Annotated in this window: 22 protein-coding genes, 6 tRNA genes and 1 pseudogene; 7 read left to right on the top strand and 22 right to left on the bottom strand. The window is 45.3% G+C overall.

Features of this window, described 5'->3' with window-relative positions:
- Positions 1 to 37 precede the first annotated feature (37 nt).
- Both ACIFSR_RS32860 and ACIFSR_RS32855 read left to right on the top strand, forming a co-directional pair.
- Complete coding sequence (locus ACIFSR_RS32860) at positions 38 to 1,459, top strand: NAD-dependent malic enzyme (protein WP_339205100.1); 1,422 nt, start codon at positions 38 to 40, stop codon at positions 1,457 to 1,459.
- Between the two features lie 28 nt (positions 1,460 to 1,487).
- A complete protein-coding gene (locus ACIFSR_RS32855) occupies positions 1,488 to 1,733 on the top strand; it encodes an HPr family phosphocarrier protein (protein ID WP_339205101.1) in 246 nt (81 codons plus the stop codon).
- Between the two features lie 104 nt (positions 1,734 to 1,837).
- On the opposite strand, the gene ACIFSR_RS32850 is transcribed toward ACIFSR_RS32855, so the two are convergent.
- From ACIFSR_RS32850 to abc-f, 3 genes are all read right to left on the bottom strand, one after another.
- Positions 1,838 to 2,143, bottom strand: coding sequence for a hypothetical protein (locus ACIFSR_RS32850; protein ID WP_430063362.1), 306 nt, complete (start codon positions 2,141 to 2,143; stop codon positions 1,838 to 1,840).
- Positions 2,144 to 2,771: 628 nt separating this feature from the next.
- Positions 2,772 to 3,221 carry a DUF4362 domain-containing protein gene (locus ACIFSR_RS32845; RefSeq protein WP_430063360.1) on the bottom strand — a complete coding sequence of 150 codons (450 nt, stop codon included), beginning with the start codon at positions 3,219 to 3,221 and terminating at the stop codon, positions 2,772 to 2,774.
- 31 nt (positions 3,222 to 3,252) lie between these two features.
- The gene (abc-f, locus tag ACIFSR_RS32840; RefSeq protein ID WP_430063358.1) at positions 3,253 to 5,067 is read right to left on the bottom strand and encodes a ribosomal protection-like ABC-F family protein; all 1,815 of its coding nucleotides are present in this window, start codon (positions 5,065 to 5,067) and stop codon (positions 3,253 to 3,255) included.
- Positions 5,068 to 5,501: 434 nt separating this feature from the next.
- Here abc-f and ACIFSR_RS32835 point away from each other — a divergent pair, with 434 nt between their 5' ends.
- Together ACIFSR_RS32835 and ACIFSR_RS32830 are read left to right on the top strand one after the other, a co-directional pair.
- Positions 5,502 to 7,376 carry a 3-oxoacyl-[acyl-carrier-protein] synthase III C-terminal domain-containing protein gene (locus tag ACIFSR_RS32835; protein WP_430063356.1) on the top strand — a complete coding sequence of 625 codons (1,875 nt, stop codon included), beginning with the start codon at positions 5,502 to 5,504 and terminating at the stop codon, positions 7,374 to 7,376.
- Complete coding sequence (locus ACIFSR_RS32830) at positions 7,373 to 8,257, top strand: DUF6999 family protein (protein WP_430063354.1); 885 nt, start codon at positions 7,373 to 7,375, stop codon at positions 8,255 to 8,257. The genes ACIFSR_RS32835 and ACIFSR_RS32830 overlap by 4 nt, the downstream gene beginning before the upstream one ends.
- Positions 8,258 to 8,322: 65 nt before the next feature.
- Here ACIFSR_RS32830 and ACIFSR_RS32825 read toward each other — a convergent pair whose 3' ends face one another.
- Positions 8,323 to 9,561, bottom strand: a complete 1,239-nt coding sequence (locus tag ACIFSR_RS32825; protein ID WP_339205111.1) for a TraB/GumN family protein — start codon at positions 9,559 to 9,561, stop codon at positions 8,323 to 8,325.
- A gap of 583 nt (positions 9,562 to 10,144) precedes the next feature.
- Between ACIFSR_RS32825 and ACIFSR_RS32820 the strand changes: the two are divergent.
- Positions 10,145 to 10,386: pseudogene (locus ACIFSR_RS32820) on the top strand (transposase); the annotation flags it as partial.
- A gap of 123 nt (positions 10,387 to 10,509) precedes the next feature.
- Here the strand turns inward: ACIFSR_RS32820 and ACIFSR_RS32815 are convergent.
- Positions 10,510 to 12,126 (bottom strand): S-layer homology domain-containing protein, encoded by a 1,617-nt coding sequence (locus tag ACIFSR_RS32815; RefSeq protein WP_430063352.1) that lies wholly within the window; start codon positions 12,124 to 12,126, stop codon positions 10,510 to 10,512.
- A 182-nt stretch (positions 12,127 to 12,308) separates the two neighbouring features.
- Between ACIFSR_RS32815 and ACIFSR_RS32810 the strand changes: the two genes are divergently transcribed.
- Positions 12,309 to 12,929: a M15 family metallopeptidase gene (locus ACIFSR_RS32810; protein ID WP_339205113.1), complete on the top strand. Its 621-nt coding sequence runs from the start codon at positions 12,309 to 12,311 to the stop codon at positions 12,927 to 12,929.
- Positions 12,930 to 13,023: 94 nt separating this feature from the next.
- On the opposite strand, the gene ACIFSR_RS32805 is transcribed toward ACIFSR_RS32810, so the two are convergent.
- From ACIFSR_RS32805 to ACIFSR_RS32770, 8 genes are all read right to left on the bottom strand, one after another.
- Complete coding sequence (locus ACIFSR_RS32805) at positions 13,024 to 14,040, bottom strand: LLM class flavin-dependent oxidoreductase (RefSeq protein ID WP_076271866.1); 1,017 nt, start codon at positions 14,038 to 14,040, stop codon at positions 13,024 to 13,026.
- A gap of 223 nt (positions 14,041 to 14,263) precedes the next feature.
- Positions 14,264 to 14,707: an RrF2 family transcriptional regulator gene (locus tag ACIFSR_RS32800; RefSeq protein ID WP_076271867.1), complete on the bottom strand. Its 444-nt coding sequence runs from the start codon at positions 14,705 to 14,707 to the stop codon at positions 14,264 to 14,266.
- A 459-nt stretch (positions 14,708 to 15,166) separates the two neighbouring features.
- Positions 15,167 to 16,057: an alpha/beta hydrolase family protein gene (locus tag ACIFSR_RS32795; protein ID WP_025685725.1), complete on the bottom strand. Its 891-nt coding sequence runs from the start codon at positions 16,055 to 16,057 to the stop codon at positions 15,167 to 15,169.
- Positions 16,058 to 16,090: 33 nt separating this feature from the next.
- Complete coding sequence (locus ACIFSR_RS32790) at positions 16,091 to 16,966, bottom strand: GyrI-like domain-containing protein (RefSeq protein WP_339205114.1); 876 nt, start codon at positions 16,964 to 16,966, stop codon at positions 16,091 to 16,093.
- 328 nt (positions 16,967 to 17,294) lie between these two features.
- Positions 17,295 to 18,293, bottom strand: coding sequence for a hypothetical protein (locus ACIFSR_RS32785; RefSeq protein WP_430063349.1), 999 nt, complete (start codon positions 18,291 to 18,293; stop codon positions 17,295 to 17,297).
- A 42-nt stretch (positions 18,294 to 18,335) separates the two neighbouring features.
- Positions 18,336 to 19,106 carry an RNA polymerase sigma factor gene (locus tag ACIFSR_RS32780; protein ID WP_339205116.1) on the bottom strand — a complete coding sequence of 257 codons (771 nt, stop codon included), beginning with the start codon at positions 19,104 to 19,106 and terminating at the stop codon, positions 18,336 to 18,338.
- Positions 19,107 to 19,218: 112 nt separating this feature from the next.
- Positions 19,219 to 20,127, bottom strand: a complete 909-nt coding sequence (locus tag ACIFSR_RS32775) for an aldo/keto reductase (RefSeq protein ID WP_430063347.1) — start codon at positions 20,125 to 20,127, stop codon at positions 19,219 to 19,221.
- 99 nt (positions 20,128 to 20,226) lie between these two features.
- Positions 20,227 to 20,919 (bottom strand): type 1 glutamine amidotransferase, encoded by a 693-nt coding sequence (locus tag ACIFSR_RS32770; RefSeq protein ID WP_339205119.1) that lies wholly within the window; start codon positions 20,917 to 20,919, stop codon positions 20,227 to 20,229.
- A 206-nt stretch (positions 20,920 to 21,125) separates the two neighbouring features.
- Between ACIFSR_RS32770 and ACIFSR_RS32765 the strand changes: the two genes are divergently transcribed.
- Positions 21,126 to 22,187: an endonuclease/exonuclease/phosphatase family protein gene (locus ACIFSR_RS32765; RefSeq protein ID WP_430063345.1), complete on the top strand. Its 1,062-nt coding sequence runs from the start codon at positions 21,126 to 21,128 to the stop codon at positions 22,185 to 22,187.
- Positions 22,188 to 22,255: 68 nt separating this feature from the next.
- On the opposite strand, the gene ACIFSR_RS32760 is transcribed toward ACIFSR_RS32765, so the two are convergent.
- The 9 genes from ACIFSR_RS32760 to ACIFSR_RS32720 form a co-directional block, all read right to left on the bottom strand.
- Positions 22,256 to 23,551, bottom strand: coding sequence for a PQQ-binding-like beta-propeller repeat protein (locus ACIFSR_RS32760; RefSeq protein WP_339205122.1), 1,296 nt, complete (start codon positions 23,549 to 23,551; stop codon positions 22,256 to 22,258).
- Positions 23,552 to 23,693: 142 nt separating this feature from the next.
- Positions 23,694 to 24,110, bottom strand: a complete 417-nt coding sequence (locus ACIFSR_RS32755) for a DUF2203 domain-containing protein (RefSeq protein WP_339205123.1) — start codon at positions 24,108 to 24,110, stop codon at positions 23,694 to 23,696.
- 214 nt (positions 24,111 to 24,324) lie between these two features.
- Positions 24,325 to 24,909: a GNAT family N-acetyltransferase gene (locus ACIFSR_RS32750; RefSeq protein WP_339205125.1), complete on the bottom strand. Its 585-nt coding sequence runs from the start codon at positions 24,907 to 24,909 to the stop codon at positions 24,325 to 24,327.
- Positions 24,910 to 25,230: 321 nt separating this feature from the next.
- Positions 25,231 to 25,312 (bottom strand) — tRNA-Leu (locus ACIFSR_RS32745).
- Positions 25,313 to 25,325: 13 nt separating this feature from the next.
- Positions 25,326 to 25,402 (bottom strand) — tRNA-Arg (locus ACIFSR_RS32740).
- A 17-nt stretch (positions 25,403 to 25,419) separates the two neighbouring features.
- Positions 25,420 to 25,493: transfer RNA gene (locus tag ACIFSR_RS32735), tRNA-Cys, on the bottom strand.
- Between the two features lie 8 nt (positions 25,494 to 25,501).
- Positions 25,502 to 25,576 (bottom strand) — tRNA-Gly (locus ACIFSR_RS32730).
- A gap of 7 nt (positions 25,577 to 25,583) precedes the next feature.
- A tRNA-Gln gene (locus tag ACIFSR_RS32725) sits at positions 25,584 to 25,658 on the bottom strand.
- Positions 25,659 to 25,689: 31 nt separating this feature from the next.
- Positions 25,690 to 25,765: transfer RNA gene (locus tag ACIFSR_RS32720), tRNA-His, on the bottom strand.
- Between the last annotated feature and the right edge of the window lie 103 nt (positions 25,766 to 25,868).

Raw genomic sequence — 25,868 nt, 5'->3', positions numbered from 1 at the left:
ACGAACGATAAAAAATACAGATTTGATGGGGGTAGCCATGGATAACAATAAACTAGGTGGGAAAAGTGTAATACTGCGTCTCGAAATGAATACGAAAGAGGTACATTTCGGACAGGTTGCATCCTCTATTTTCGAAGCCGGTGGAGATATCGTGGCCATTGACGTCATTCAGACCAGTCAGCATATGACGATAAGAGATATTACCATTACCGTCACGGATACAGTCGATATTAACATTATTACCGAAATGATTAAGAACCTGCACGGAGTCAAGCTAGTGAATATTTCGGATAGAACATTTCTTCTGCATCTTGGCGGTAAAATCGAAACTAAACTGAAATCGCCTATTCAGAACCGCGACGATCTCTCTCGTGTTTATACGCCCGATGTTGCTCGCGTCTGCTTAGCCATTCATGAAGAACAAAGAAAAGCATTTACGTTAACGATTAAGAGAAATACGGTTGCTGTCATTTCGGACGGCAGCGCTGTCTTAGGGCTTGGCAATATTGGCCCCTATGCAGCTATGCCCGTTATGGAAGGAAAATCTATGTTATTCAAGCAGCTGGCAGACGTAGACTCCTTCCCTATCTGCCTTGATACGCAAGATACCGAGCAAATTATCGCAACCATTAAGGCGATTGCACCTGGCTTCGGCGGCATTAACCTTGAGGATATTTCATCGCCGAGGTGCTTTGAGATTGAAGAAAGATTGCGTGAAGAACTCGATATTCCAGTATTTCATGATGACCAGCATGGTACAGCAGTTGTATTGTATGCGGCACTAATCAATGCATTAAAAATTGTGAATAAGCCCATTCATGACATTAAGGTCGTTGTTTGCGGAATCGGTGCAGCAGGAGTCGCTTGCACAAAAATTCTTTTATCCGCCGGCGTTACAAACATCATTGGTGTAGATCGGAACGGCGCGATAACTGCTGGAACTGACTATGATAACCGCATGTGGAACTGGTATGCCGAGCATACCAACCCGAACCGCGTTGAAGGCTCTTTACGAGATGTAATCCAAGGGGCCGATGTATTCATTGGGCTTTCTGCTGGAGGACTGCTGCGACGCGAAGATGTTATGGCGATGGCCGAAAACCCTATCGTCTTTGCCATGGCGAATCCAACACCTGAGATCAAGCCTGAGGAAGTTGAGGATATTGTAGGGGTAATCGCCACCGGACGTTCGGATTATCCGAACCAAATTAACAATGTGCTATGTTTCCCTGGTATTTTCCGCGGGGCACTGGACTGCAGAGCAACTACGATTAACGAGGAAATGAAGCTGGCGGCATCAGAGGCGATCGCATCCGCAATCTCGGATGAAGAACGAAGCAAGCACTACATTATTCCGAGCGTTTTCAATCAGGCCGTTGTGAAAGCTATTCGCGATCTCGTCATTAGAGCAGCGATCAAGACAGGCGTAGCACGCAGAATACCGCGGGAGTACAGATAAACAAGAAAAGTGGAACGGAGGTTATCCAATGACAGCTGGAATCAGAGCTATCGTTGATATTAATCAAATGGCGGCCGATTTTAAATCAAGCATCGTTCTCCGCACCAGTGATTCCAAATTTATCGATGTCAAAAGCATCCTTGGACTTAGCATCATCTTGTACCAAACCCATGCCTACCACCTTGAAATACATGGTCCAGATGAAGAGGAAGCCAAAACCGCCATGATTCACATTTTCAAAAAACATAATCTTCAAGTCGATGTGAATCGATAATCCCCCGCTTCAATTGCCTCGTACGTTGGTTGCAGTGCTTTTAAAAATAGGGGTTGTCCCATAAGCAGATGTCATTGCTTATAGGACAACCCCTTTCCTTTTCCTCACGGACCCGTCCCTACACTCGCTACATACCATAACGGCCCCAGCTTCTTCAAATAAACGGCTCCCAGCTCATCTCCCGTAGGGTAATGCATATACCCGTTCACATTGTATAAATGACCGTACTTTTCATCGACTCTGCCCGTTGTGGAAATATCCGCTTTCAAGCTATTGATAGGCTGCAAGCTCATTAGTATATGTCTGCGGATTGTCCACTCGGGAGATAGAAAAGTAAGAATCCATGTAAAAACAACTACAATAGCTACAACGATAAATATTGCCTTTTTCTTCTTTAAGATCGTACTCACCTCCGAGTAATGGTTGAATCATTAACGTTATAGATACTTCCGTTTGTTGTAATTGCTGATATTACTCAACCTCAATTATCAATCTCTACTAAACATCTTTCAATGCTTTAGTCCAAAAGCATTCTAGTACAGTGGCTTACCTCAGCCATCTGTGTTTCATGCTTTATCCTAACGAACTCAGGTGTCGTTATTCTTGAATACCAGGGCTATATTAATCTCTAAAGAACTCAGGAGTCGTTATCTGCCATTAATAGAGCCCAAATGATTGAAATTACAAGAAATAAGACTCGCTGTGTTCGTTAGATTCATAAACAGAACGCTATGCAACAAATAAGGCCACTGTAGTTCGTTAGCTAAAAAACTATTCAATATTCAACGTCAATCGAGGCTATGCACTGATTGTTCCTCAATTCTTGCCAGCTTTAACTTCACATTTTTATGTTCACCCATCTGTGTTCATCCCACCTACCAATCATTTATATTGTAATTACTGTAATTTATATCCATATAGATGTAAACCATATATTGCATTTCAAACAAACAAATTCGATTCATGCAACTCTGCGATACTTAATAGCAACAAAAAAAGAGCTATCAAATCGATAGCTCTTTCCCATATATCTCCTGCCTAAATCGGAACGTCCAACAAATCTATCGGCTTATTGGCTGCGCCACATCCACTTAGCTTATAGGCGTAAGCGCGCCCCGTTTCTTCTTTTTTCAACCCGTCACATAAATAGGTTTTTACGCTTGACGATCCATACTGATCCTGTGATGTATCGTAGCGCACCTCGATCTGATCCTCCGCCCTCGCAAGATTATAAAAAATCGGGTTTCCTTCCGTTATAAAACGTACAACTCGCACCTGATCTATTGCTCCGCTCACAAAAGCATCTATTTTCTCGCTATTCGTAACTTCACCGGACTTTGCAATAACATCCTCCGTCTCATTAATCGTATAGTCATAGGGTTCATCTGAAGCTGAAGTTTTTTCCCCAGACTTACCCTGCTCCTGACTAGCACATCCAGCCAGCATGAGCGTCGCTAAGACTATAAACACCATATTTCTCCAAACCATGTTGTAAATCCACCTTCCTCCAGCCTGCCCATCAGCTATTTATTTGCGCGCGCAGCTGGCGAATTTCATTTATCAATTGCTTCTGCTCCGCTGGATCTTCCGGCTCAGCGCAGCTCATAAGCTGCGTTAAACGCAGCTGCAGCATCTCCCGCTCATTTTGGCTTACCTGTTCATCCGCCGAAAGCAGCCGGCTTCGATCCTTAGACACATACTCCTCATACGATCCGTGGAACAAGCTCGGTTCACTTTTCCCATCGAGTACGAGCAGTCGATTAGCGGCTTGGCGAATTAAATAGCGATCATGCGTGACAAGCAGAACAGCACCCGGATAATGCTGAAGCGCCTGTTCAACCTGCTCTCGCGTTCTAATATCCAAATAGTTCGTCGGTTCATCAAGCACGAGCAGATTCGCTTTGCCAAAATAAAGCTTCAAGAATGCTACTCGGCATCGCTCACCCATGCTTAAGTCCCCGATTCGCTTAAATACGTCCTCCTTCGTAAACAGGAAGCAGCCCAAAATCGTCCTTGCATGCGATTGCGTCATCTCTGGCAGCAGCAATAAGCTGTCAAGGATGGTCATCTCATTGTCGAGCTTATCAAGCTCCTGCTCAAAATATCCGATTTTCACCTGCGGATGAATGCTAACCTTGCCCGAGCTAGGCAGCAAGCTCCCTGTCGCAAGCTTTAACAATGTCGACTTGCCTACACCATTCGGACCAAGCACAGCTAATCGATCACCTCTACCTAAGGTGAGGTTTAACCTGCTTATAACGTTCCTATGCCCCTCATAGGCAAAACTAACGTCCTCCATCCGAAGCAGCGTAGTCGCTGCGAAACCGTCGGTCTCCAGCTGCATCCGCAGCTGTGAGTCCTCACGCGGCTTCTGCACCTTATCCTTGTTCAAACGCTCAAGCGCAGACTCCTTCGCATGCAGACGCGACACGTTTTTCTTAGATTTTGATCTAAGAAAATCATTTTGACCCGCCGCCTTATGAGCTTGCTGGAACCATTCGGCATACATGCGTATGCTCTCAAGCAGCTTCTCCCGCTCCAGCTCCTGCTTCTTATGCAGCGCCTCCTGCGTCCTTAGCTCCAGCTCTTTCTGCGCCTTATACTGCGTGTATCCGCCCAAATAGCGTCGGCACCCATCTCGCTCAAACTCAAGAACAGTCGTTGCTGTCCGGTCGATAAACGTACGATCATGCGACACATAAATAACCGTTCCCGGGTAATCCTGCACCCATGCTTCCAGCCAATCCAGCGCCGTAGAATCCAAGTGATTCGTCGGCTCATCCAGCACAACTAGCTTCGGCTCTCTTACCATCAGCGCGGCTAATTGTGCTTTCGTCTTTTGACCTCCGCTTAGCTGCGAAAATGATAAGTGCCATAACGAGGGATGAAAGCTTAACTGCGTTAAGCATCTCTCCACCTTCATCTCCCAGCTATAGCCATCAAGCTGCGCATAACGTTCGTACAGTTCACTGTACTTGCTTAACAGCGACTCACTTGCATCCTCTTGCATTCGCCTTGTTAACTCCACCATCGACCGTTTTAATCGGAACAATTCCTCTGTGCCGGCCTGCACGAATTCAAGCAGCGTGAGTGAGGAATTCATCTGTGCCTGCTGGTCGAGCCAGCCCCACTCTGCAAGAGGAAGCAGCCGCTGCACCTCACCGCCATCGAATGAGATTCTGCCTGTCAATCCTTGCAGCAGCGTCGTTTTACCCACGCCATTTCGTCCAAACAGAGCCAGCCTTTCGCCTTCTCTGACTTCAAAATTTATATTTTCGAACAGGATATTGCCGTCCCATTCCTTGCTCACATGTTTAACTTTTAATAGCATCATTGAACATTCCCCATTTCAAAAAAACATAATAAAAAACCGTGGCCAGCGGCACACGGTCGAATACGCAGGGGAATATCAGGCAAACGAAAATAACGATGCGTCACACCGCTAGTTAGCGGGTAAACATCTCGTATCTATCGCTGCTGATTGACTATCCATAAGTCCCCAAATCGACGCACGTATCCCTGACCGGTTCTCGCTAATGAGAACGCCGCTTGTACTTAAACAAGTTGTTTACAGGAATCGTGTACTTACTTCATCGGCTGGGTTACCTCCGTCAGTCATCAGTTTTGATATGCGTTTATTATATAAGACGATCATGCATATATTCAAGCCCTACTTTAATTGCGGTACCAAATAAAGTTAGTACTAGGCTTGAAACGCTGCATAACCGATCATAAGACTTATAAATATTTCTTAATTGGAGGTGCTTGATGAATCCCGTCTATATAACCAGCATTGGCAAATTTCTTCCCGGCTCCCCTATCGGCAATGATGAAATCGAGGATTACCTCGGCAAAATAAACGGTAAAAGCTCCAAGTCGATGCGGCGCATTCTTGATCAAAACAAAATACGCTTTCGGCATTATGCGATAAACAAAGAACAAAAAAGTCTATATTCAAATGCAGAAATGGCAGGACTTGCGATACAAGATGCGCTCTCCCGCAACCAAGCGGCACTGAGCGATCAAATTGCATTTCTCGCTGTCGGTACGACCCAAGGTGATTTGCTTGTTCCCGGCTTCGCAAGTATGGTGCATGCCGAAACGAAGCTGCCTGTCATGGAGGTTGCGACACATCACGGCGTTTGCGCCAGCGGTATGCAGGCGATGAAAAACGCATTCCTGCATGTGCAGTCAGGAGAGCAGCAGACCGCCATTTCCTGTGCCAGTGAGTTTCCGAGCCGCGTATTCAAAAATACGAGGTTCGAAGCTCAAAAGGGTGTCGCCGATCATCCAATTCCTTTCGACACTGACTTTCTTCGGTTTATGCTGTCCGATGGAGCAGGTGCAGCGGTTCTTCAGCATCAACCTGCCGCCAGCGGTTTATCCCTGCGCATCGAATGGATCGACAACAAATCCTACGCTAATCTATACGATGTCTGCATGTATGCAGGAACCAACAAGGATAATGCCGAGCAGCAAAGCTGGCTTGACTATGCCAGCATTCATGAAGCTGCTGACGACGGGGCTCTTAATCTCAAACAAGATATTCGGCTCGTTAATGAAATGCCTAAGGTCGGGGTTAATCGATTTTTCGAGCTGGTGGATGAGGGTAAAATCGAACCGAGCGCTATCGACTGGATGGTTTGCCACTATTCGTCTCATTTTTTCCGCGACGAAATATTTAAGCTGCTGCAGCTTGGCGGACTCACCATTCCTGAAGAGAAATGGTTTACGAATTTATATACGAAGGGCAACACTGGCGCTGCTTCAATCTACATCATGCTGGAGGAGCTGCTTAACGAAGGCCATTTGAAGCCAGGTGAACAGGTATTATGCATGGTGCCGGAAAGCGGCAGATTCCAAACCTCCTATATGCTATTGACGGTTGTTGGCGACACAGGCGATGTGGGACATACCTCAAGGCCGGTGTTTGAAGAGAGGCAGCCTGAGGCACCTCATCTCGAGTATAACGAAGCAGATCACGTTCAAGCACAGCTCGTTAGGCAGCTCGTACAGGTTTGGATTGATTTTGAACAAAAGCTGGCTCATGTCCCGGTTATTCATAAGCTGTACAACAACAAGTTCACCCTTCATGACTACATGCTGCTAATGGAAAACATCCGCCAACAGGTCATTGACGGTTCGCAGTGGATTGCTCGTGCTGCCTCGTATATCGCGATAGAGCATATCGATCTCCGTTCGACGTTCATTGCCCATGCGCGCGATGAGCATCGTGATTTTCAAATACTTGAGCGCAACTACGTCGCCATCGGCGGCGACCTCGCACACATCCAATCAGGCGAAAAAAATATTGGCAGTGAAGCATTGTCGGCTTATTTATTCCAGCGTGCTAGCCGCGAGAATCCCGTTGATCTCATTGGCGCTATGTGGATTATAGAGGGACTTGGATGCCGTATGGCGCGCTACTGGGGCGAAATGATTCGCGATCAGCTTGGGCTTAGCGATGAAGAAGTGTCGTTCCTGCTTTATCATAGCGACTCTGATGAGAAGCACTTCGAAAGGCTCGAGGCAGTCGTCCAGCATCCGATGCTCACTGCGGAGATCGCAGGACGAATAGTGAAAACTGCAAAAACGACGGCGCGCTTATACTTGCTGCAATTAGAGGAGCTGGGCAATGTATGAGCAAAACTGATTATTTTCATCAAATGCCGCATGACAAAAACGATCCCAATCCGTTTCTAGCCATCTTTATGGATCAGAGCATTCCCTTCAATGAAGAGGCCAAGGCTGCTTACCTCAAGGATTGCTCTAGCAGATCACGGCAGTTTCTGCTACCCGTACTGCGTCCTTTTGCGAGATTAATGATTATAGTTCTTCAGGTTTACAAAATAATCGTACCTAAGGCACTCACCTCATCCCGGCTGCTGCACCGCGTCCTGCATTTCGGAATGAAAACCTTCGTAAGCCCAGATGCTAATTATATGATTTTGCGCCACTTCTATCTTGGCTCTGAGGTGCTTGGCTTCATTCGTGATAATGTGCCTGACGTTCAGATTGAGATGAACCCGCTCAAACCAACCAATCTGGAGCCGGTAAAAGATGATCTTTTTCTCATTCATGATCTCAATTTATACAACTTCGTCATCAATCTTAACCGCGAGCTGCGTCACAAAGGAATTGAGATTACAAAGCAGGATCGGCTTAACTTTAACGCCATCACATCAGAGCCTCTGCCTATTGAGCAAATGCCAAATCGCTGGACCAATTTTATGGATTTGACGACTGCCATTGAATGCTTCACCCCTGTCTATCAAATGTTTCTAACCGATAATGACTTCTGGCGTGCGACTAACTCCCTTCAGCTGGATGAAACGATTGGCATCCTTGCTTCCAAAATTATCGGCAGCAACGACCGACTGGCGCTTATCAACAACAAACATCCCATGGTGCCGCTCACGACGCTTAAAGCAGGCTTTCGACTCGTACTGCATGGCCTAGCGACAGAGCAGCTGCACGCGCTGCTCGTTGAGCTTAAGCTTAAACAGCAGCAGCATATCGGCTGATCACACCATGAACAAAAAGAAGGCAATCACGCCCACTGCGTGATTGCCTTCTCTCTTTCATGCTGCTATTGACGAACTACAGTAAAACCTTTCTTCTCCAGCAGTGGAACGAGACCGTTCTCGCCGAGCATATGTGCAGCTCCTACGACTACGAAATATGATTTTTTTGTCGTGTCATTCAAGTAACCCGTTATTTTCTCAACCATTGGAGCATTGCGGTCAGTAAGCAGCGCTTTATTAAGCTCCGCATTCGAAGAGGCTGATTTCGTCAGTTCGAGCAGCTGCTCCTCATTTCCGGTAACCCACATTTTCGTAAGATCTTCAATCCCTGATACTTCTGCAAAATAGTTCTCAATAGAACCTTTCAGCATTTCTTCTTGCAGTTTGTCTGAAAAATTATTGAACATATTAAGCTGGTATTCGATCGATTCGAGCTCTAGAATTGGCTTCTTGTTCTCCAGCGACTGCTGCAAGAAATGGGCATCAATCCCTATGCCTGAATCATAACCTTCTTTTGCTGAGCTAAGATAATCCACAGTAGACGAAACGCTCCAAGGCTTATAGGTATCCAGCGTATTTTCCGGTAAACCGTTCTCCTTCAAAATCTCGCCAAGCTTCTTGTAAGAATCAGCTGAGATATGATCTTTAAGCGTTGTATTATCCTTCAATACGCTTAAATCAAGCACTTGCTTTTGCACCTTCTCATCATTCATCTTCGAAATATCAGCCTCTACAACCAAATAGTCGGATGCATCATAAGCTTTTTGAATTTCAGAGCGCAAAGGGTACATCGCTTTGTTCGCAATATGAATCGAACCCAGCAAATATACGGTGCTGCCGTCCTTTTCTACTTTCCAAAGGAAACCTTTACTTGGCTCATTCTCCTTAAGAGAAACAGAGCGCTGCTCTTTATTCCAAGTAATTTCATAACCTGATGCTTCACTAACCGTACGCAAAGGAATATAAACAGTTCCTTTAACGACCTTCGGCGCAGCAAGCAATCCAATTTCCGTCTCGTTAGCCATTGCCCCTAAGTTGTCGATTTGGAATAAAAGGGTTAGTCCTTGCTTCTTGCCTGAAATGACTTTATTTTTCTGATCCCACGTTACTTGGAAATCAAGCTTTTGAAGAACCGTCTTCGCAGGAACAAGAATCGTTCCCTTTTCCATCGTAGGTTGATTCTCACCAAGCTGTACCTGCTCGCCGTCTATCCATACTGAAATAGGCTTAGCCTCTGCTTGGATGTTCGTTACGAAAGAAAATAGTAGAGCTAATGATAGAAATAATGATGCAAACTTTTTCACGAATAGACCCTCTCCCTCTCATCTTAGCGGCTTCATTTCATCTACATATAAACAATAATTACCGCTCTGCCTTACATATTTTACACATTTTCACCACGCAATAGCTAGTTCGGAAAATACGATTCTAGTTTTCGTTGCTTTACATCATATTCATAACATATAATGCCTCATCTCATAGGTTAGCTGCAGACTTTTAAAAAAAGGGGCTGTCTCATAAGTCATTTTGCGATTTTTTGAGCACTGCTTAGAACTTATTTGTATCGAGAAAAAGGACCTCAAGCTCCACTACACAGTGGAATTTGAAGTCCTTTCATTTGAAAACGGGGATGTTCCCCTGTCACGCAAAAACTTTTGCGGCAGCGCCTGCAGCAGCTTCATCTAAGTGTAGAAATGCACTTATTTAACCAAATCTTCTTCAACTCTGCTCAATTAGAGGTATTTGTACACCTATTTGCAACATTCCAATCTTGTTTATTAAAAACAGGTGCACTTTTACACTTATTTACTCTCCACTATCGGTTCGCGCACATTACAATCATACGACGATCATCGCTGATGCTGGATATGGTCAGTCTGAGTTATTATGCGCTACAAGCAGCAAGCAAGGGAAAAACTGTGCTGCGAGGAAGGATATTCGCTGTCGGTAAGACAAATGATTGAACCCGAAAGTGTTTTAGGGCAGATAAAGAATAACCAAGGATTCCGGCGTTTCTGCTTCACAGATTACCTAAGGTAAGTCTGGAGGTCGGGTGGCTTTCGCTTGCCCATAATCCTATGAAGCAAGCAACCATAGACCAGAATAGAAAAATAGCAGTACAGGAATAGCCCTCCTGTACTGCTACCAATACTCCCGTTCAAAGCGAGCTATACCTCAGCGAGCTTGATGCTTATGGGACAGCCCTCAAATCGTTTGTTTTTGCGAATCAATTCAGCAGTTTTGGTAAATAACTATGATGAGAAGGAATAACCCAAAAATCGATCCGCATTTTTTAGACTTATCCATATATCCGGACTTTCGCCGCCTACGTACCAGTAAGCTAGTCCAGCAAGCTTGCTTTTTACAGCCAGCTTATATTTTTCGGTTAACGAACGCCCGTCCTCGACCCATATTTTATGCTGTATACCGTTCTTCATATATGCAGCTGTGTACTGCCCGATTTTGGCGTCCCATAAAGGACTGATTCCATATTTACTAATGATCGCATTCTGCTCGCTAAACGAAATAAATGCAGAGGACTCAACGCTGCCGTCCTTCTTTAAATCCCAATCACGGTTATAGAAAGGCACGCCCAGTATTACCTTTTGGCTTGGCACCAATTTAAGAAGCTTATTCACAGCCGCTTCATCAAAACCTATAGAGGCATTGGAGCCCGCTTCCGAGCCGTCTCCCCAGTGCTCATCATAGCCCATCAATACGATATAATCGGCTAATTTCCCAAGCGCGGCAAAATCAAAAGCGTCTGTCCAATCCGTTCCCCGGTCGGGAGATACGTCAAGCGACAGCGTAACGTTTAAGAGCTTCATTTTTTTGGACAGCTCCGTGATGAAGGCGGTCAAAGCCGCTCGATCCTGCGGCGCAACATTTTCAAAATCAATATTGAGCCCGTCCAGCTTATACTTTGTCACGTACTCTGCAAGCTGAGAAATTGCTTTGGTGCGTAGTGTGGAACTGGATAGCAGCTTATGAGTAGCCGCTTGATCAGAGCGGTTGCCGACCATTGCCCATACTTTTTTATTATGCTGTTTCGCCCAAGCCACAAGAGATGGATCCGTGTTATCCGATATCTCTCCTGCTTCCCCTGTAAAATACCAACGCGGTGACAAGGTGTTTACATTAGATTTCAAAACCGTTTGTTCATACTGCTGCGTCGTCTGGCCATACTGCCAGCCTAGCTTTATCGTTTCCTTGGGCTTAGCTGCAAGCTCAGCTGCCCAGTTCACATTTTGCAGCACCCGATGAATCATTACTGCGGTTTCTTGCCTGCTTATCGGATCGCTCGGACGGAAATTCCCCTTATCGTCACCTTTCATAAGGCCAAGGGCATTCATCGCCACTACAGAAGAACTTGCCCAAGCAGCAATGCGGCTGTCATCGCCAAAGCTTAGCTTTTCTTCCGATTTATGATCCAGCTTCTTCAGTGCTCTCGTTAATAATACGGCTGCTTCCTGCCTTGTAACTGCCTTCGCAGGTGCAAACAAAGAGGCGCTGACGCCATCTGCTAAGCCAAGCTGCACAGCAGCCTGAATCCATCCGTAATACCAAGCCTTCATAGGTACATCAGTATATGGCGATACTGGCGTCGGTACAGGCTCAAGCCCGAGCAGCCGATCCAGCACAGTGACAAACTCTGCTCTCGAGATCGATTGCTTTGGTGAGAAGCTTCGCTCCGATGTGCCCGTTATGATCTTTTTATTGTATAAATCGATGATTTCCTGTTTGGCATAGCTGCTTGATATATCATCAAAAGGCAGCGTGCTTTGAGCCGCAATGGGATGAGCAACAAGTGTTATGATATATAGTAAAGTAAATGCTGCTAGAGCAAATCTAGTATAAGTATGCTTCACGAAAGACCCTCCTCATGCGATCAATCCTCGAAGCATAACAAAATCTACTCTATAACTCATTACTAAAATATTGGTAGAAAGCATAATCAATAGTAATTAAGCCTAATCCCCTACCACAGACTAGGGTGTCAAAATAAACAATATGATAAAATAAGCGGATATAAAACGTAAGGAGATTCAGCATGCTGGAACGAAATCATGTTTCTCATCCTACATTACCGGCTCAGCTGAGCCTGGCAGCAAGAAGTAAACGCAAGCGAAACCGAATACTGCTGTTTATTATTTTAGCGCTAACCGCTGCTCTATTATGGAAGGTTATTCTTTCCTTTGATCCATACTTGCCGAACAATGATCCTATTGAAGCTCCACCCGTAACGGCACTGCATCCGATCGTATTCATTAAGCAGACCGAGCTGATTGCCGAAACGAGCAAGGCCGGCATCACCATTCTCGTCACAGACGGCTTCCGTTCAAGCGAGGAGCAAAACGCGATTTATGCAAAAGGACGCACAACAGAGGGTAAAGTCGTTACGCAAGTTCAAGGCGGACACTCCTATCACAATTACGGCCTCGCTATCGATTTTGCCCTGCGAACGAAGAAGGGCGAGGTTATATGGGACATGGAGTATGACGGCAATAAAAATGGGCGGTCCGACTGGATGGAAGTTGTTGAAATCGCCAAGCGCCTAGGCTTCTCTTGGGGTGGGGATTGGAAAAACTTCCCTGACTATCCTCATCTTCAAATGGACTTTGGTTATTCAATTAATAAGCTGCGCAAAGGGCACTATCCGCCTATCGAGTAAATCAGCCCATTTAAAGCAAAAAAGAGTGAAGACTTGGTTATTAAGTCTTCACTCTTTTCTAGTCTGCTTCAATTTTATTAGCAAATTCGGTTTATTACAGCCCAGCTATAATTTCATATGAGCGCAATCTAGCTTGGTGATCATAAATATGTGCGGCGACCATAATCTCATCCGCCTTCGTCGCCTCAATATATTGCTTCAGCTTCGTGCGTACCGTCTCCGGTCCGCCAACAATGGAAGAGCCTAATTGCTGCATCAAAGCAATCTTCTCCTGCGCCGTCCAGACGTCATCCATATTGCGAACAGGTGCAGGCAAAGCTCCACGCGTGTTGCGAATAAAGGATAGGAACAGCTGCTGCATGGATGTCGCTAGATACTCCGCCTCTTCATCCGTATCTGCCGCAATGACATTGACCGCTACCATTCCTTTTGGCTTATCAAGAATCGCTGATGGCTTAAAGCTGCTTCGATAAAGATTCATTGCTGGAACGGTGAAATTAGGCGAGAAATGTCCTGCAAAAGCAAATGGCAATCCTAACTGTGCAGCGAGCAAGGCGCTGAAATCGCTCGAACCCAATAGCCAAATCGGAATATCAAGACCTTCACCCGGAATCGCTCGCACTGGCATGCCCACCTCAGCACTCGCCGGATCTAAAAACGCGCGCAGCTCAGCTAGCTGCTCTGGGAAATCATGCCCATTGCTTCTTCTGTTTCCACGAAGTGCAGCTGCTGTAAGACCATCCGTTCCAGGAGCGCGGCCAAGTCCTAGATCAATTCGGCCTGGAAACAACGATTCCAACGTACCGAATTGCTCAGCAATAACGAGCGGCGCATGGTTCGGCAGCATAATCCCCCCAGCGCCTACACGAATCGTGGATGTACCTGCCGCAACATGGCCAATAACGATGGATGTCGCTGAGCTGGCGATGCTTGGTGCATTGTGGTGCTCCGCAAGCCAGTAACGGTTATAGCCCCATTTTTCCGCATGCTGTGCAAGATCTAATGTATTGCTAAGTGATTCGGCAACAGTGCCGCCTTCTACAATGGGAGATACATCAAGAACGGATAACGGAATATTAAAAGCTGAATTGTTTATCGTTTGTTCTGACATGACATTCACTCTTTTCTTTACGTATAGAAGCTGTAGCTTCTATTAATATTATTATTGGCAAATCAACTGTACTATTATTAGATACATTTTACACGTAAAAAAGAGCCGCTGCAAATGCATCAGCTTCATGACATGAGCGGTAATATACAGTATTCAACCATATTTACCGCTCTATCGTGAAACAGTCATGATGCCTGCATGAACTGGCAAGCATTGAAAAGCATCAAACCTGCTTTTCCTTAAGCTGCTGCTGACACTTTCGAATCTTGTCCAAAGCAGTTTGAAGCGTATTTTGCTCCAAATAGGCCACGTAATGAAGCTCTGCCTCGTAAAAAAAATGATCCATCACCACTTGAATATTCGCGGATACCAGACAGTCCTCCTCTGGATTGCCTGAACACCAATGCGGCTTTAGCGTACCGCCTGATAGTGCTCGATATATTTGTGCCAGCGTAACCTCATTCGGCTCACAATTCAAAATATATCCCCCGCCGATTCCTTCCTTCGTCTTCACAAAGCCATGCTTCCGTAAGGAACTCATAATTTTGCGAATACGTGTCGGATTCGTCGAAACGTTGCGAGCAATGGTCTCGCTGCTCGCCATATGATCAGGCAAATAAGCTAACAGCACTAAGCTGTGAACCGCAACCGTAAATTCACTATTCATTTTCACAACTCCCTCTCAAGAAGGATACTGTAATGTTATTTCATACAGTTGATAATGTCAAACCTTCCACCCTAAGAATAGCACAGAGAGAAAGCCTTGGTATAGGCTTTCTCCCTGTCAAACTTTTTTGAGCAGCTTTATTTGGAGCTATCGCTGCTTATATCTTTAAAAACTTTCCCTATTGTCCCTCATCATACTGTTCGTTGAAAATAAAGTTCTAGACTGGAGTTGTTGATCTAATGTGGTTTTTCAATTATTAATTTGGCAGCCTTCGCAAAATAAGTTTTAGACTGTTCCAATAAAGTAAGCAGCGGCGAACTAAGACGTGAAAATAAAGTCTTAGACTGCCGCTGCTGTTTCAGTCTGATATTGAACTAACATTCCCCAGTTAGCGTAACGATTAGTTAATCGAACTCTCAGTTAACATTTGATTTCGACGGAAAGTGATTGTTCCTAATGTTAAGTCAACAGAAACTCTACTACTTCAGCCTTCAGCGTTTCGTGAAATTGCACGCGATCAAAGCCGGGCGGGTCTTGCGAGGGGGGAAAGGCTGGTGAAATCATCTCAGCTGGGAAAGGAGTCAGGAAGGAATAATGTCCGGCATTCTCCACCGTCCGATAGCGAATCATTTGCGGTTCAGCAACACTATTCATGATGATCTGCGCGTGAAAAGGAAGTGCGTAAGGGTCTCTCTCGGCATCCAACATGAGAATCGGGAGCCGAACGTTGTTTAATGCTCCCTCATTACGGAACCAAACGGACGCCGGGGCTAGCAAAATCAGGGACCGGATGCGTGAATCATGAGGGACATCGATCTGCTGCGGCTTCCCATCTGGGCTCTCAGTAGGGAAGGAGGTCGGGATACCTCCAGCTGCTGCAAGCGCGGTGTAGCCCCCCATGGAATGCCCGATGACCGAATGGCCTCCCGGCTGTAGAAGCCCCTTAAACCTCTCATCTTCAAAAAACCAGTCGGCTGCCATGCGAAGGTGCCGAGGGCGATAGGTGAGGTTTTGGACAGTACCTTCCAAACTATTATCATTGCGGTTATTAAATGGATGTTCGAGAAGGCCCACGATAAAGCCGCTGCGCGCCAAATGCCGAGCGAGCGATCGGTACACAAGCGGTGAACCGCCTGTACCGTGTGAAATGAGGACTAGTCTAAATTTTCCCTCCAGCGGCGCTGCGTCTCTGGCCACCTCCAATGAGTACGGACCTAACCTATCAGTCTGTTCCGGTGCATCTGTCGGATACATCACGATCATGGGAACGGTCACCTTCAATGCGTTGTCGGTAATTTGTACCTCACAGCAACCTGCATATCCTTCAACAATGTCTTCTATTTTGTTCATCTTGATTTCTTCCTCTCCTTGAGCTACATGCTCCTAATATGGCGAGCCAACGGGAATATATATGTCTAATACCGAATCCTCGTTCATCGGTCCTAGATATCGATGGTCGTAACGCACAAACTCCGGGCAATTCGTACGAATGCTGCCTGACTTGGGTAACCAGATTTCATAAATGTACTGGAACGTATCGTTGAGTCTCGATAATGTCCCCTTATGAGTAAAAACCGCATAAGTTACAACTGGGAGCAGCTTAGCGACCATTCCCAAGGGAACTACACTCTCCTCGCTAGCCACCTCGACACAAGCGATATACGTGACTTCCCATTGCCTACCTGTAAGTTCAATGACCGCATAAAATATGTCTTCCGTATCCGGCTTTCGCTCAATTTCAAACAAACGCTGCCTAAAGCTCCGCCATAGCTTTCCGACTTCGTCCGAATTGACACCCGGTATCGACATGCCGACCAGATGCATCTTATTCAGGCAGACAATAGCTGGCACGAGGGAGACGCTCTTATTCAAATGCTGTAGCCCCACTTCATCCAAAGGAAGCTTCTCCATTGCCCGGAACAGCGTGTCCTTCATGTCCCTTTGCTTTCGAAATTGTCCAGGCGAGATGGAGAACATTTTCCCAAAGGCTCGGGCGAAGGATTCCTGAGACTCGAACCGGTACAGGATGGCAATATCTATGATCCTTTGGTTGGAATAAAATAAATCGCATGCTGCTTGTGTCAATCTCCGCTTGCGTATGTACTCCGAGACGGAGTTTCTCGTAACCGATAGGAAGATCCGGTGAAAATGGTACGGCGAATAGCCCGCAGCCTCCATAACCTTGGTGCTTAATCTCTCATCGGTCAGATGATCCTCAATATAGGTAATGGCCTTGATTACCAAATCCTTATAATTCACTGTAATGCCTCCATATCGATATACTCACTTTACGACAGATGGAACGCTCTGTTTTGATATTTTTTGCGGAATTTTACTTTACTCAACAGCTAACACTACTTTCCAAGCGTAGATAGTTTCCTGATCAGCCACACTCTTCGGTTCGCCAAAAGAGCGACCTCTGGCAATTGCTCAGTCTCGCTGGTTTTAAACAAATCTGCCCATCCCTCGGTTAATGATGCATCGTTAGTCTAAGACTTTATTTTCTTAGTCTACAACTTTATTTTCCAGTCTAATAATTTATTTTCTTTCTACACATACACTTGCCCAACCGTTACACAATGATGACTCAATTCACCCATATCTCCGAATAATATTCCTTCATAAAATGAAACAGCTGCTCCAGCTGCTCCAATCCCTTCGACTCCGACTCCTGCGCTTGCCGAAGCAGTACGATTGCACGATCCGCGGTTTCAGGGTCCTTCGGCTTGCCGCCTTCTGGGAAGGGGAATATCTCTCTCAGCTTGCCCAGCGCCTCAGCAACTACCTCGTAATGCAGCGCTGCTTCACCCGCATGCTTGCGAACCGTTCTCTCCACAACATTTGTCCCATCCCAGCGGAATGCCAATTCGCGTAAAAAACGAGCAGCGAACTCACGCGCATCAGAAATGACAGCAATGTTATAGGCATGACCATGCTCATCCGCATTTCGCCGCTCCATCACACCAATCCATGCCTCATAACCCGCTAAGCCCTGTACAAATTTATCCTCGAACACATGCGTCCATTCCTTGCCTCGCCCATGATCCACGATCATCGATAACGCCATGCGCAATATTTCGTATTTCGAGTGAGGCAGGCTTTCGCTAATCGTCGTCACGAACAACAAATCAATCTTGGAATCGGCAAAATCGGCATAACTTATCGTGCCATCCTTCGATACATCTTTTGCATGAAAGAGCTGCTTATCATCCTCATAACCATAGATCAAACCGAATTCAGGTATAAACAAATCAAATGAAATGGCAGGAATGCCACGGTCGATTGACTGCTGAACGAGAGCGATAGTTCGCTCCACTTTATCCGGTGTTAACGGGAGCATAGGATCAGCCAAACAGCTCGTAAAGCCGAGATTTCCTATATTCCTCCTCAATATATATCCACCTGGGAATGACGTTGGCCCTGCCGCGTTAATACTGACGGGATCAATATTCATGCGAAAGGCATGACCGGTAAATCCCATCACATCTGTTAGCGTAAAATGTTTTTTATCCGTGTAGCTCACCGCGCCATGTATAGCAGCAGCGGCCGAGGTCCATGTTTTGGACCAATCCCTATCCAGCGTCATTATTTTCAGCTCCATTCAAGGTTTATCATAGACGTTCTGAACCTACATAGGGGGAGGAGTGAGAATTTTCCTTCTGGGCAAACCGAGCAACGCCCTTTGCTCCACATATAAACTAATCGATATGCGAATACGCTCCTTCCGAAGCTTAACCCTTGATCTCGACAGCATATTGTATACGTTTGCAGTCGTCGTATCGAACAGCTCAGCAATCTCAGTCGGCGGCAGCTCGCCAAAAAATCGTGCTTCAAAAATATCCCGCTCCCGCTTGTTCAAGCATCGGATCAGCGTATGAATGCTCTGGAGCGTTTCTTGGCGGATGACAGCATGCTCCGGATTTTGACCTTCGCGCGGCTCATTCATGGCTTGATCTGTTAAAAGAAACAGGATGCTGTCGATATCACTCCAATCAACTGACTGCCCACTTTTGCCTGCCTCTGCTGGCAGCCCTGATTGGCTCATGAAGCTAACGAATGGCCGCTCCTTGCTATAGGGCCCGCCTCTCCTCAGCTTCATATAGGCTTGATTTCGCACGATCCGGTGCAGCCAAGGAATAAACCTGCTTGCGTCTGTAAGCGTACCGAGGTGCATAAATGCACGAATCAGCGCTTCCTGCACGATGTCCTCTGCCATAAACGCATCCTTCGTCAAGCTGCCAGCGAGTCCAAGCGCCTTAGCTCGATGACGACGCACCAGCTCCCCGAACGCTTCCTCATCGCCGGTCCTTGCTCGTTCAACTAACGATTGCTCCTGTGCTTCTGCCCCTGCTCCACTACTTAACAGAACTTGCAAATCGGGTGCCCAAACCTCCATCATTCATCCCCCTTACTAGACAGATGCCACTTACGCCAAATATCTATCAATGGATCAAAACTTTTTTATTTTATAATCAAAAAAAAGCTGCCTATCAGGCAGCCTCTCCTATTCTCTAACGGTGCTGTTTAAAACGGTTTTCTTTACTTAACCTCTTAATGGCCTCCAGCTCAGCGGGAGATAGCTGAAGAGCTTCACTTGCCGCTATATTATGCAGCAGCTGTTCAAACGAGCTTGCACCAGGAATGACAGCAGCTACAGCTGGATTGGCCAAAGCATACCGGATAGCTGTATGCGCCAAATCACGCGAGCCTTCTCCCATCTCTAGCAAAACGTCTCGCAAAGACGACAGCTCCTCTTTGTCATAATCCAAATAACCCTTTTCCGCCTTGACAGCTCCATTATCTGTTAAAATCCCTTTTGCTACCGGACCTCGAGCGATTAAACTAATGCCCTTCTCTTTTAACAAAGGTAATATTTGCTCTTCAGGCCTTCTGTCCAAAATACTATACTGGCTCATCACACTGACGATATTTGAACGCTCCACATATTCTCGAATCACATTTGGACGAATGGAAGAAATGCCGTAATAGCGAATGAGTCCCTCTTGCTTAAGCTCCTCAAATGCTTCAATCGTCTCCGATATGGGATCATCCAGTGTGCCTCCATGCAGCTGATACAAATCGATATAGTCCGTTTGGAGCCTTCGCAAGCTGTCTTTTACAGCCGACTTAATATAAGCTTTGGACGGGTCCCACGACCAGCCCGCTTTTCCCTTCTCCCAACGATTGCCGACCTTCGTCGCAAGTACAATATCTGCCCGTTTTCCCTTTATTGCCTCGCCGATTATTTCCTCATTAAGACCCTCATCATAAAGATCAGCCGTATCTAGAAAATTAATGCCCTTCTCGATCGCTTCATGTACTAGGGCTGTCGCTTTTACTTTATCTGTCCCTAGTGACATGCAGCCAAGGCCGATCTCACTTATGTAGAGCTCTGATTTCCCGAGACGATTGTGCTTCATGCTTGAAATCTCCTTTTCCTTAACCGATAATCTAGCCGCTTCATTATTCATTTATGATATTACTTTTGGACTAAGGGAGCAACAAAAATGGTTCCACTATTAACACTTTAAGGAAATCTGATCCAATATACCATGTAGCAGTGTTAGAGACTGCTCAGTGCGCGCGAATTGACTGCGAATCTGTTCAGCTGTTTGAATGTATGGCGCCTGAATAAGCTCTGAAGACCAATGTGCAAACATGGATTCCATGCATGCAGCTGTCGTCTCCAAATGAAATTGCAGTCCCATGACATGCTCGCCATAAGCGAATGCCTGCGCCTTGCACACCTCTGAAGAAGCGAGGAGCCGCGTGTCCTGAGGCAAGTCGAAGGTATCGCCATGCCACTGAAACGAAATAAATTGCTCAGGCAAGCCGCAGAGCCAAGGATGCTGCTCCTTCGTACGGTTAATCGAATGCCAGCCTATTTCTTTATGCGTATTTCGGTATACTCGGCTTCCCAGCAGCTCAGCTATCATTTGAGCACCAAAGCAGATGCCCAGCACTTTTTTGCCAAGCTGAATGGCTTGCAGCACGAACTGCTTCTCTGCCGTAAGCCAACGATATTTCTCCTCTTCATAGACGCTCATTGGCCCGCCGCATATAACAAGCAAATCCATATCGTCAAGCCATTTGACATCAATCTCAAGAGCAGGGTTCTTAACATCCAAGCGATGTCCTCCAAAGCTGGCCCATGAACGAAATGCATAATCATCATCAAAAGCGAAGTGTTTAAAAGCTATTATATTCATCATTCATTCCCCATCCTTGGTCACATATGACCTGTAATGTGCTTAATTATAGTCTCAATATTTAGTATCGTTAATATCACTTTCTTGAATAGTGGGAAGACATCAATAAAAAACAACTAGTTCCCTAACCCATATCATGGTACATTTCCAGTAGCATACTTATAATCTTAAATGTGAGTAACGCAATACGTAATGAAAGGATGGATCATATGGGGAAAAAGATATTAAAAACAATTGGTACGCTTGTCCTACTCGCAGTTGCGATTGCAGGAGGGTTTTTACTGTATATTACTTTATCCGATTATAAACCCGTAGAAGTTATCGAGATTATGTCAGAAAATAATAAAGAGCAACTCATCGAGCAAGGCGTTCCATTTACAGTTACGACCTTCAATATCGGCTATGCTGGCTTGGACAAAAAACAAGATTTTTTTATGGATGGAGGTAAAAAATCACGCTCCAGCAGCAAAAATCAAACGATTTCCAATCTAGACGCCATTTCGTCCTTTATGAAAACAAACCAGTCCAATTTTTATTTGCTTCAGGAAGTCGATGCCCGCTCATCAAGAAGCTACCATATTAATGAAATAGACTATTTGGCAAAACCTTTGGAAGATTACAGCTATGCATTTGCTTATAACTATAAAGTTGCATGGGTTCCCGTTCCGATTTTTAATCCAATGGGCTCCGTTCAGAGCGGCCTTCTAACCTTCTCGACATTCAAAAGCAAAAGCAATCAGCGATACGATCTTCCAGGCAAAGAGAGCTGGCCGATACAGCAGCTTGAATTGGATCGTGCCTTTATAGAAAGCAGATTTGAGGTCAATAACGGCAAAGAGCTTATTGTTATCAATCTTCATTTATCTGCCTTTGATGAGGGCGGCAAAATCCGCAAGCAGCAATTGGATTATTTAGCCGCTTTTTTAGAGAAAGAGAATGACAAAGGAAATTATATTATTGTAGGCGGCGATTGGAACCATGCACTGCCCGGCACTACCCCTGATCGATTCGAAACGACACAGGCATGGCCAGAATGGCTTCAGCAGTTTCCTGAGGATTTCAACCCAAGCGGCTTCAAGTGGATGGTTGACGACAGCATCGCTACTGTACGTACATTAGATATTGCATACACGGAAGGCGTTAATTTCAGAGCCGTAATTGATGGTTTTCTCGTTTCTTCAAACGTAGATAAAATTCGGCTGCAAAGCACAGATTTAGCATTTGAACACAGCGACCATAATCCGGTAACCGCTGAGCTTATTTTACGATAAAGCAAAGAGCCCCGATTTTTCGTAATCGGGGCTCTTTTGTAATTAATGATCATTGAGCTGTTAATTAATTACTTGACGCTAGATTTCAAGATGGTTGGTTGTTTGAATGCAAGCAGCTTGCCTTTTGTCTGAATCACAATCATTCCGCTCTCAAGCAGCGTTTCTCCAAACTCTCTTTCATTTGTTTTTAATTGTACAATTGGCGCTGCTGTATCTAAATGGATAGCTGATACCGTTCCATCCGTTTGCGCCATATATATCCCTTTACCAATTAAATCAAAACGTGCGATGAGGCCTGTTACACCAGCATTATAATCCACGGTTGTCTTATTAATTAATTTAACCCCATATATCCCGCGGCCATTCGTATAAATCAATTTTCCATCATGTGGCCCAGCCGCATATTCAAATCCTGGCGCGTAAACAACAGGCTTATACACCTTGGGCTCTATTTTGCTCGGATCAGCATTTAGAGGGTAACTATACACCTCAGAATTGAAATTGACGAATACGTTGTCCCCGTTAATCCAAGCGTCACCTTCATTGCCGGATTCTCCTTTATTCAAATTAATTTTTAGAGGATTATATTGTTTGCTGTTAAGTACTTTGCCCGTCTTGATATCTAGGGTATCAAGTGTAGTTAATGGAGCAGGCTCAAACAAGTTAACGAGCTTCTGCGCAGTTAGAGTTCCATCCTTTGCACCAATTGGAAAGTTGTAATGTGCAGCTTCCCAAACCCTTTTTCCTGTCTTGCGATTAAAAGCATGAAGGAGCGAGTAAGTGTAAGCACCCGACAACTCATTTTCTCCTATTATAAAATCGCCATGAAACAGTATCTTTTTGCGCAGCGGCTCTTTGTAATTGTCACGCCACTGAAATTTACCATCCTTTATGCTGTAAGCTTGAATGTCTCCATTAAAGGTGAACAGCTGATCGCCATCCGGAATAATATCATGAATGTTATTAGCGTTCACGGAAGCCACCCATACTTTCTTGCCTGAGGACGCCTTGATAGTGTGAACACGGCCTCCGCTCGAATTAACGTACAGTTGGCCATCCTTATATACGACAGGCGCTTTGAGTTGACTGCCATACTCCCACAGCTTTTTCCCATTCTGAATAGTAACAGCTATCACTTTTCCCTTTAGCAAATAAAAGGCTTTACCTTCACCTGTTGCTGCTATACCTTCGTAGTTCAATGACCATTGCGGTTTAATAATAGGAGCAGCTATCTCCGTTTCCTTGTTATCTCCCACATAGGAAGTACGTGAATCAAATGATGCAGATACAACAGAACTCATTAATAGTAGAGAACAGCATGCCATCATAACGCCTCGCGAAAAAGCTGTTTTCCAGTTTCTCATTTCACACCTTCTTATCTCTAATTTTCATCACTTAGCTTACATAACGTATAATAATTGTAAAATGTTTCTAATCAGTCCGTGTTGTCTTCACACTAAAAAGACCAGCCAAGGATAAATCCTTGCTGGTCATTAATTATGAATACTATTCATCCTGCGGAAACGGTTTTCTGCCCATAAACCCATCATGTAAACCATGATAATGGCTAACCTCAGCTTCGCCTTCCTTCCAGCAAATCAGAATATCCTCATTATCGAGCACCGCTGGAAAGTCAATTAAACCAGGAGTAATCATTTTCAACTGCACGCCTTTTCGCGAGAAGTTTTCAATTAACAGGTCTACCTCCATCTTCATAAATTCCAGCTGGCTTTCCCTCTCAAAGAAAGGGTCCTCACTGCCTTCAATAGCAGCAAAAACTTGTTCATAAGCAGCCTTCTCTTTCTGATAACTTATATATAAATCTTCAAATTGCGCCGTAATGTGTTGAAGCTTCCGTAAATCCTCTTGCAACTGCGGCAGCATCTCGTTCGCTTCGCTCAGCGTGAAGGTTTTGTTCCCCATCCCGTAAACACTCCCTGTCTGATGATAATCATTTATTTCTTTCCATAATAAGTATCCTACACTCTCTTTCAAGCTCCGTAAAGGAATGGGTTCTAGAGAAGAGTTGGAATCTGCTCCTATCTTGACGAAAGAGCAAGGTTCTGTCTTCCCTCGAACGATCGAAGATACCTATTCATGGTTGAAAAATAAGCCTAAATAGTGCTGTTCTTTTTCTTCAAAATTCTTTGCCTCTTACTTTCGCAAACACCATCGTATCCCGCAGAATACCGTTGACATCACATTTTTCATTTCGGAGTATGCCTTCTAATGTGAAGCCCAGTCGCTCCGCAACTCGCGCGCTTCGATAATTCCTAGCATCACAACGTATTTCAATACGATTGGCTTCTAGCTCATTTATTGCAAATGTTGAAATTGCATTCGTCGCTTCCGTTATAAAGCCTTGGCCGCTGTAAGCTGTACGAGCCCAGTACCCAATTTCAAATTTTCGCGCTTGCCAATTTATGCGATGAAGACCGCTGCTTCCTATCAACTGACCTGTATCCTTTAAAAAAAGCAGCAGCATGAGGTCTGAACGATCCATATACTTGGACCGTGACTTCCTGATGACAACTTCAGATTCTTCAATCGTAGGCATCGCTTGAGCCCATGGCATCCAAGGTTTGAGCTCATTTTCACTTTCTCTAACGGCCTCATTCAGCTTCGCTCCGTCCCCCCATTGAGGCGCGCGGATATGAAGACGACTGCTTTCAAAACTCTCTGGAATGGATAATAGCAACGGGTTGTTATTATAATGTCTCATCCTAACGCACCTCCAAAAATGGCTTCCTTTCAGCCGAAAATAATACTTGATGGCATACCGTCCATTACCTCATATCCCCCTTATGTATTTATTTTAAAGAACAGAAAAGTTCAGTTATGTATTAACTTACAGATATTAACTGCAGAATGCAATCAAAGTGAGATGTGCACTCCAGCGGATATCATGATCTCTGACCAACGTCAATTCTCATTTGGAGTATATTTCGAAGCCATCATCGGCTCTTGCTATGAAAGGGGTTTTAAAGCAATACAAAAAAAGCTCATTAGATAAAATATCTAATGAGCTATCGTTTATACAATATGGTGCCGATGAGAGGACTCGAACCTCCACGGTTTCCCTCACGATTTTGAGTCGCGCGCGTCTGCCATTCCGCCACATCGGCATTTGAGTAAAGATGGCGTGCCCTAAGAGATTCGAACTCCTGGCCTTTTGATTCGTAGTCAAACGCTCTATCCAGCTGAGCTAAGGGCACATTTTATAAAATTGTAATGGAGGCGCCACCTAGACTCGAACTAGGGGTAGAGCTTTTGCAGAGCTCTGCCTTACCACTTGGCTATGGCGCCAACTTAAATGGAGCGGAAGACGGGAATCGAACCCGCGACCCTCGCCTTGGCAAGGCGATGCTCTACCGCTGAGCCACTTCCGCAACTAAATGGCTGGGGATTCAGGGATCGAACCTGAGAATGACGGAGTCAAAGTCCGTTGCCTTACCGCTTGGCTAATCCCCAACAAAAAAATGCCATACTATTTTTTAAAAAATGGGGCGATCGAGGGGAATTGAACCCCCGAGTGTCGGATCCACAAACCGATGCGTTAACCACTTCGCCACGACCGCCATAACTAAAATCAGGTGCTGGACAAAAAAGAAAACCCACTTTTGTGGGTCGTCTGCTAATGCACGCATTAGCAAGTTGCGCCCTGAAAACTGGATACGAAAG

This window comes from Paenibacillus sp. NRS-1760 (assembly GCF_050467785.1).
Lineage (GTDB): Bacteria > Bacillota > Bacilli > Paenibacillales > Paenibacillaceae > Pristimantibacillus.
The sequence above is the reverse complement of the archived record's forward strand: the minus strand, read 5'-3'. Positions and strand labels throughout refer to the sequence as shown.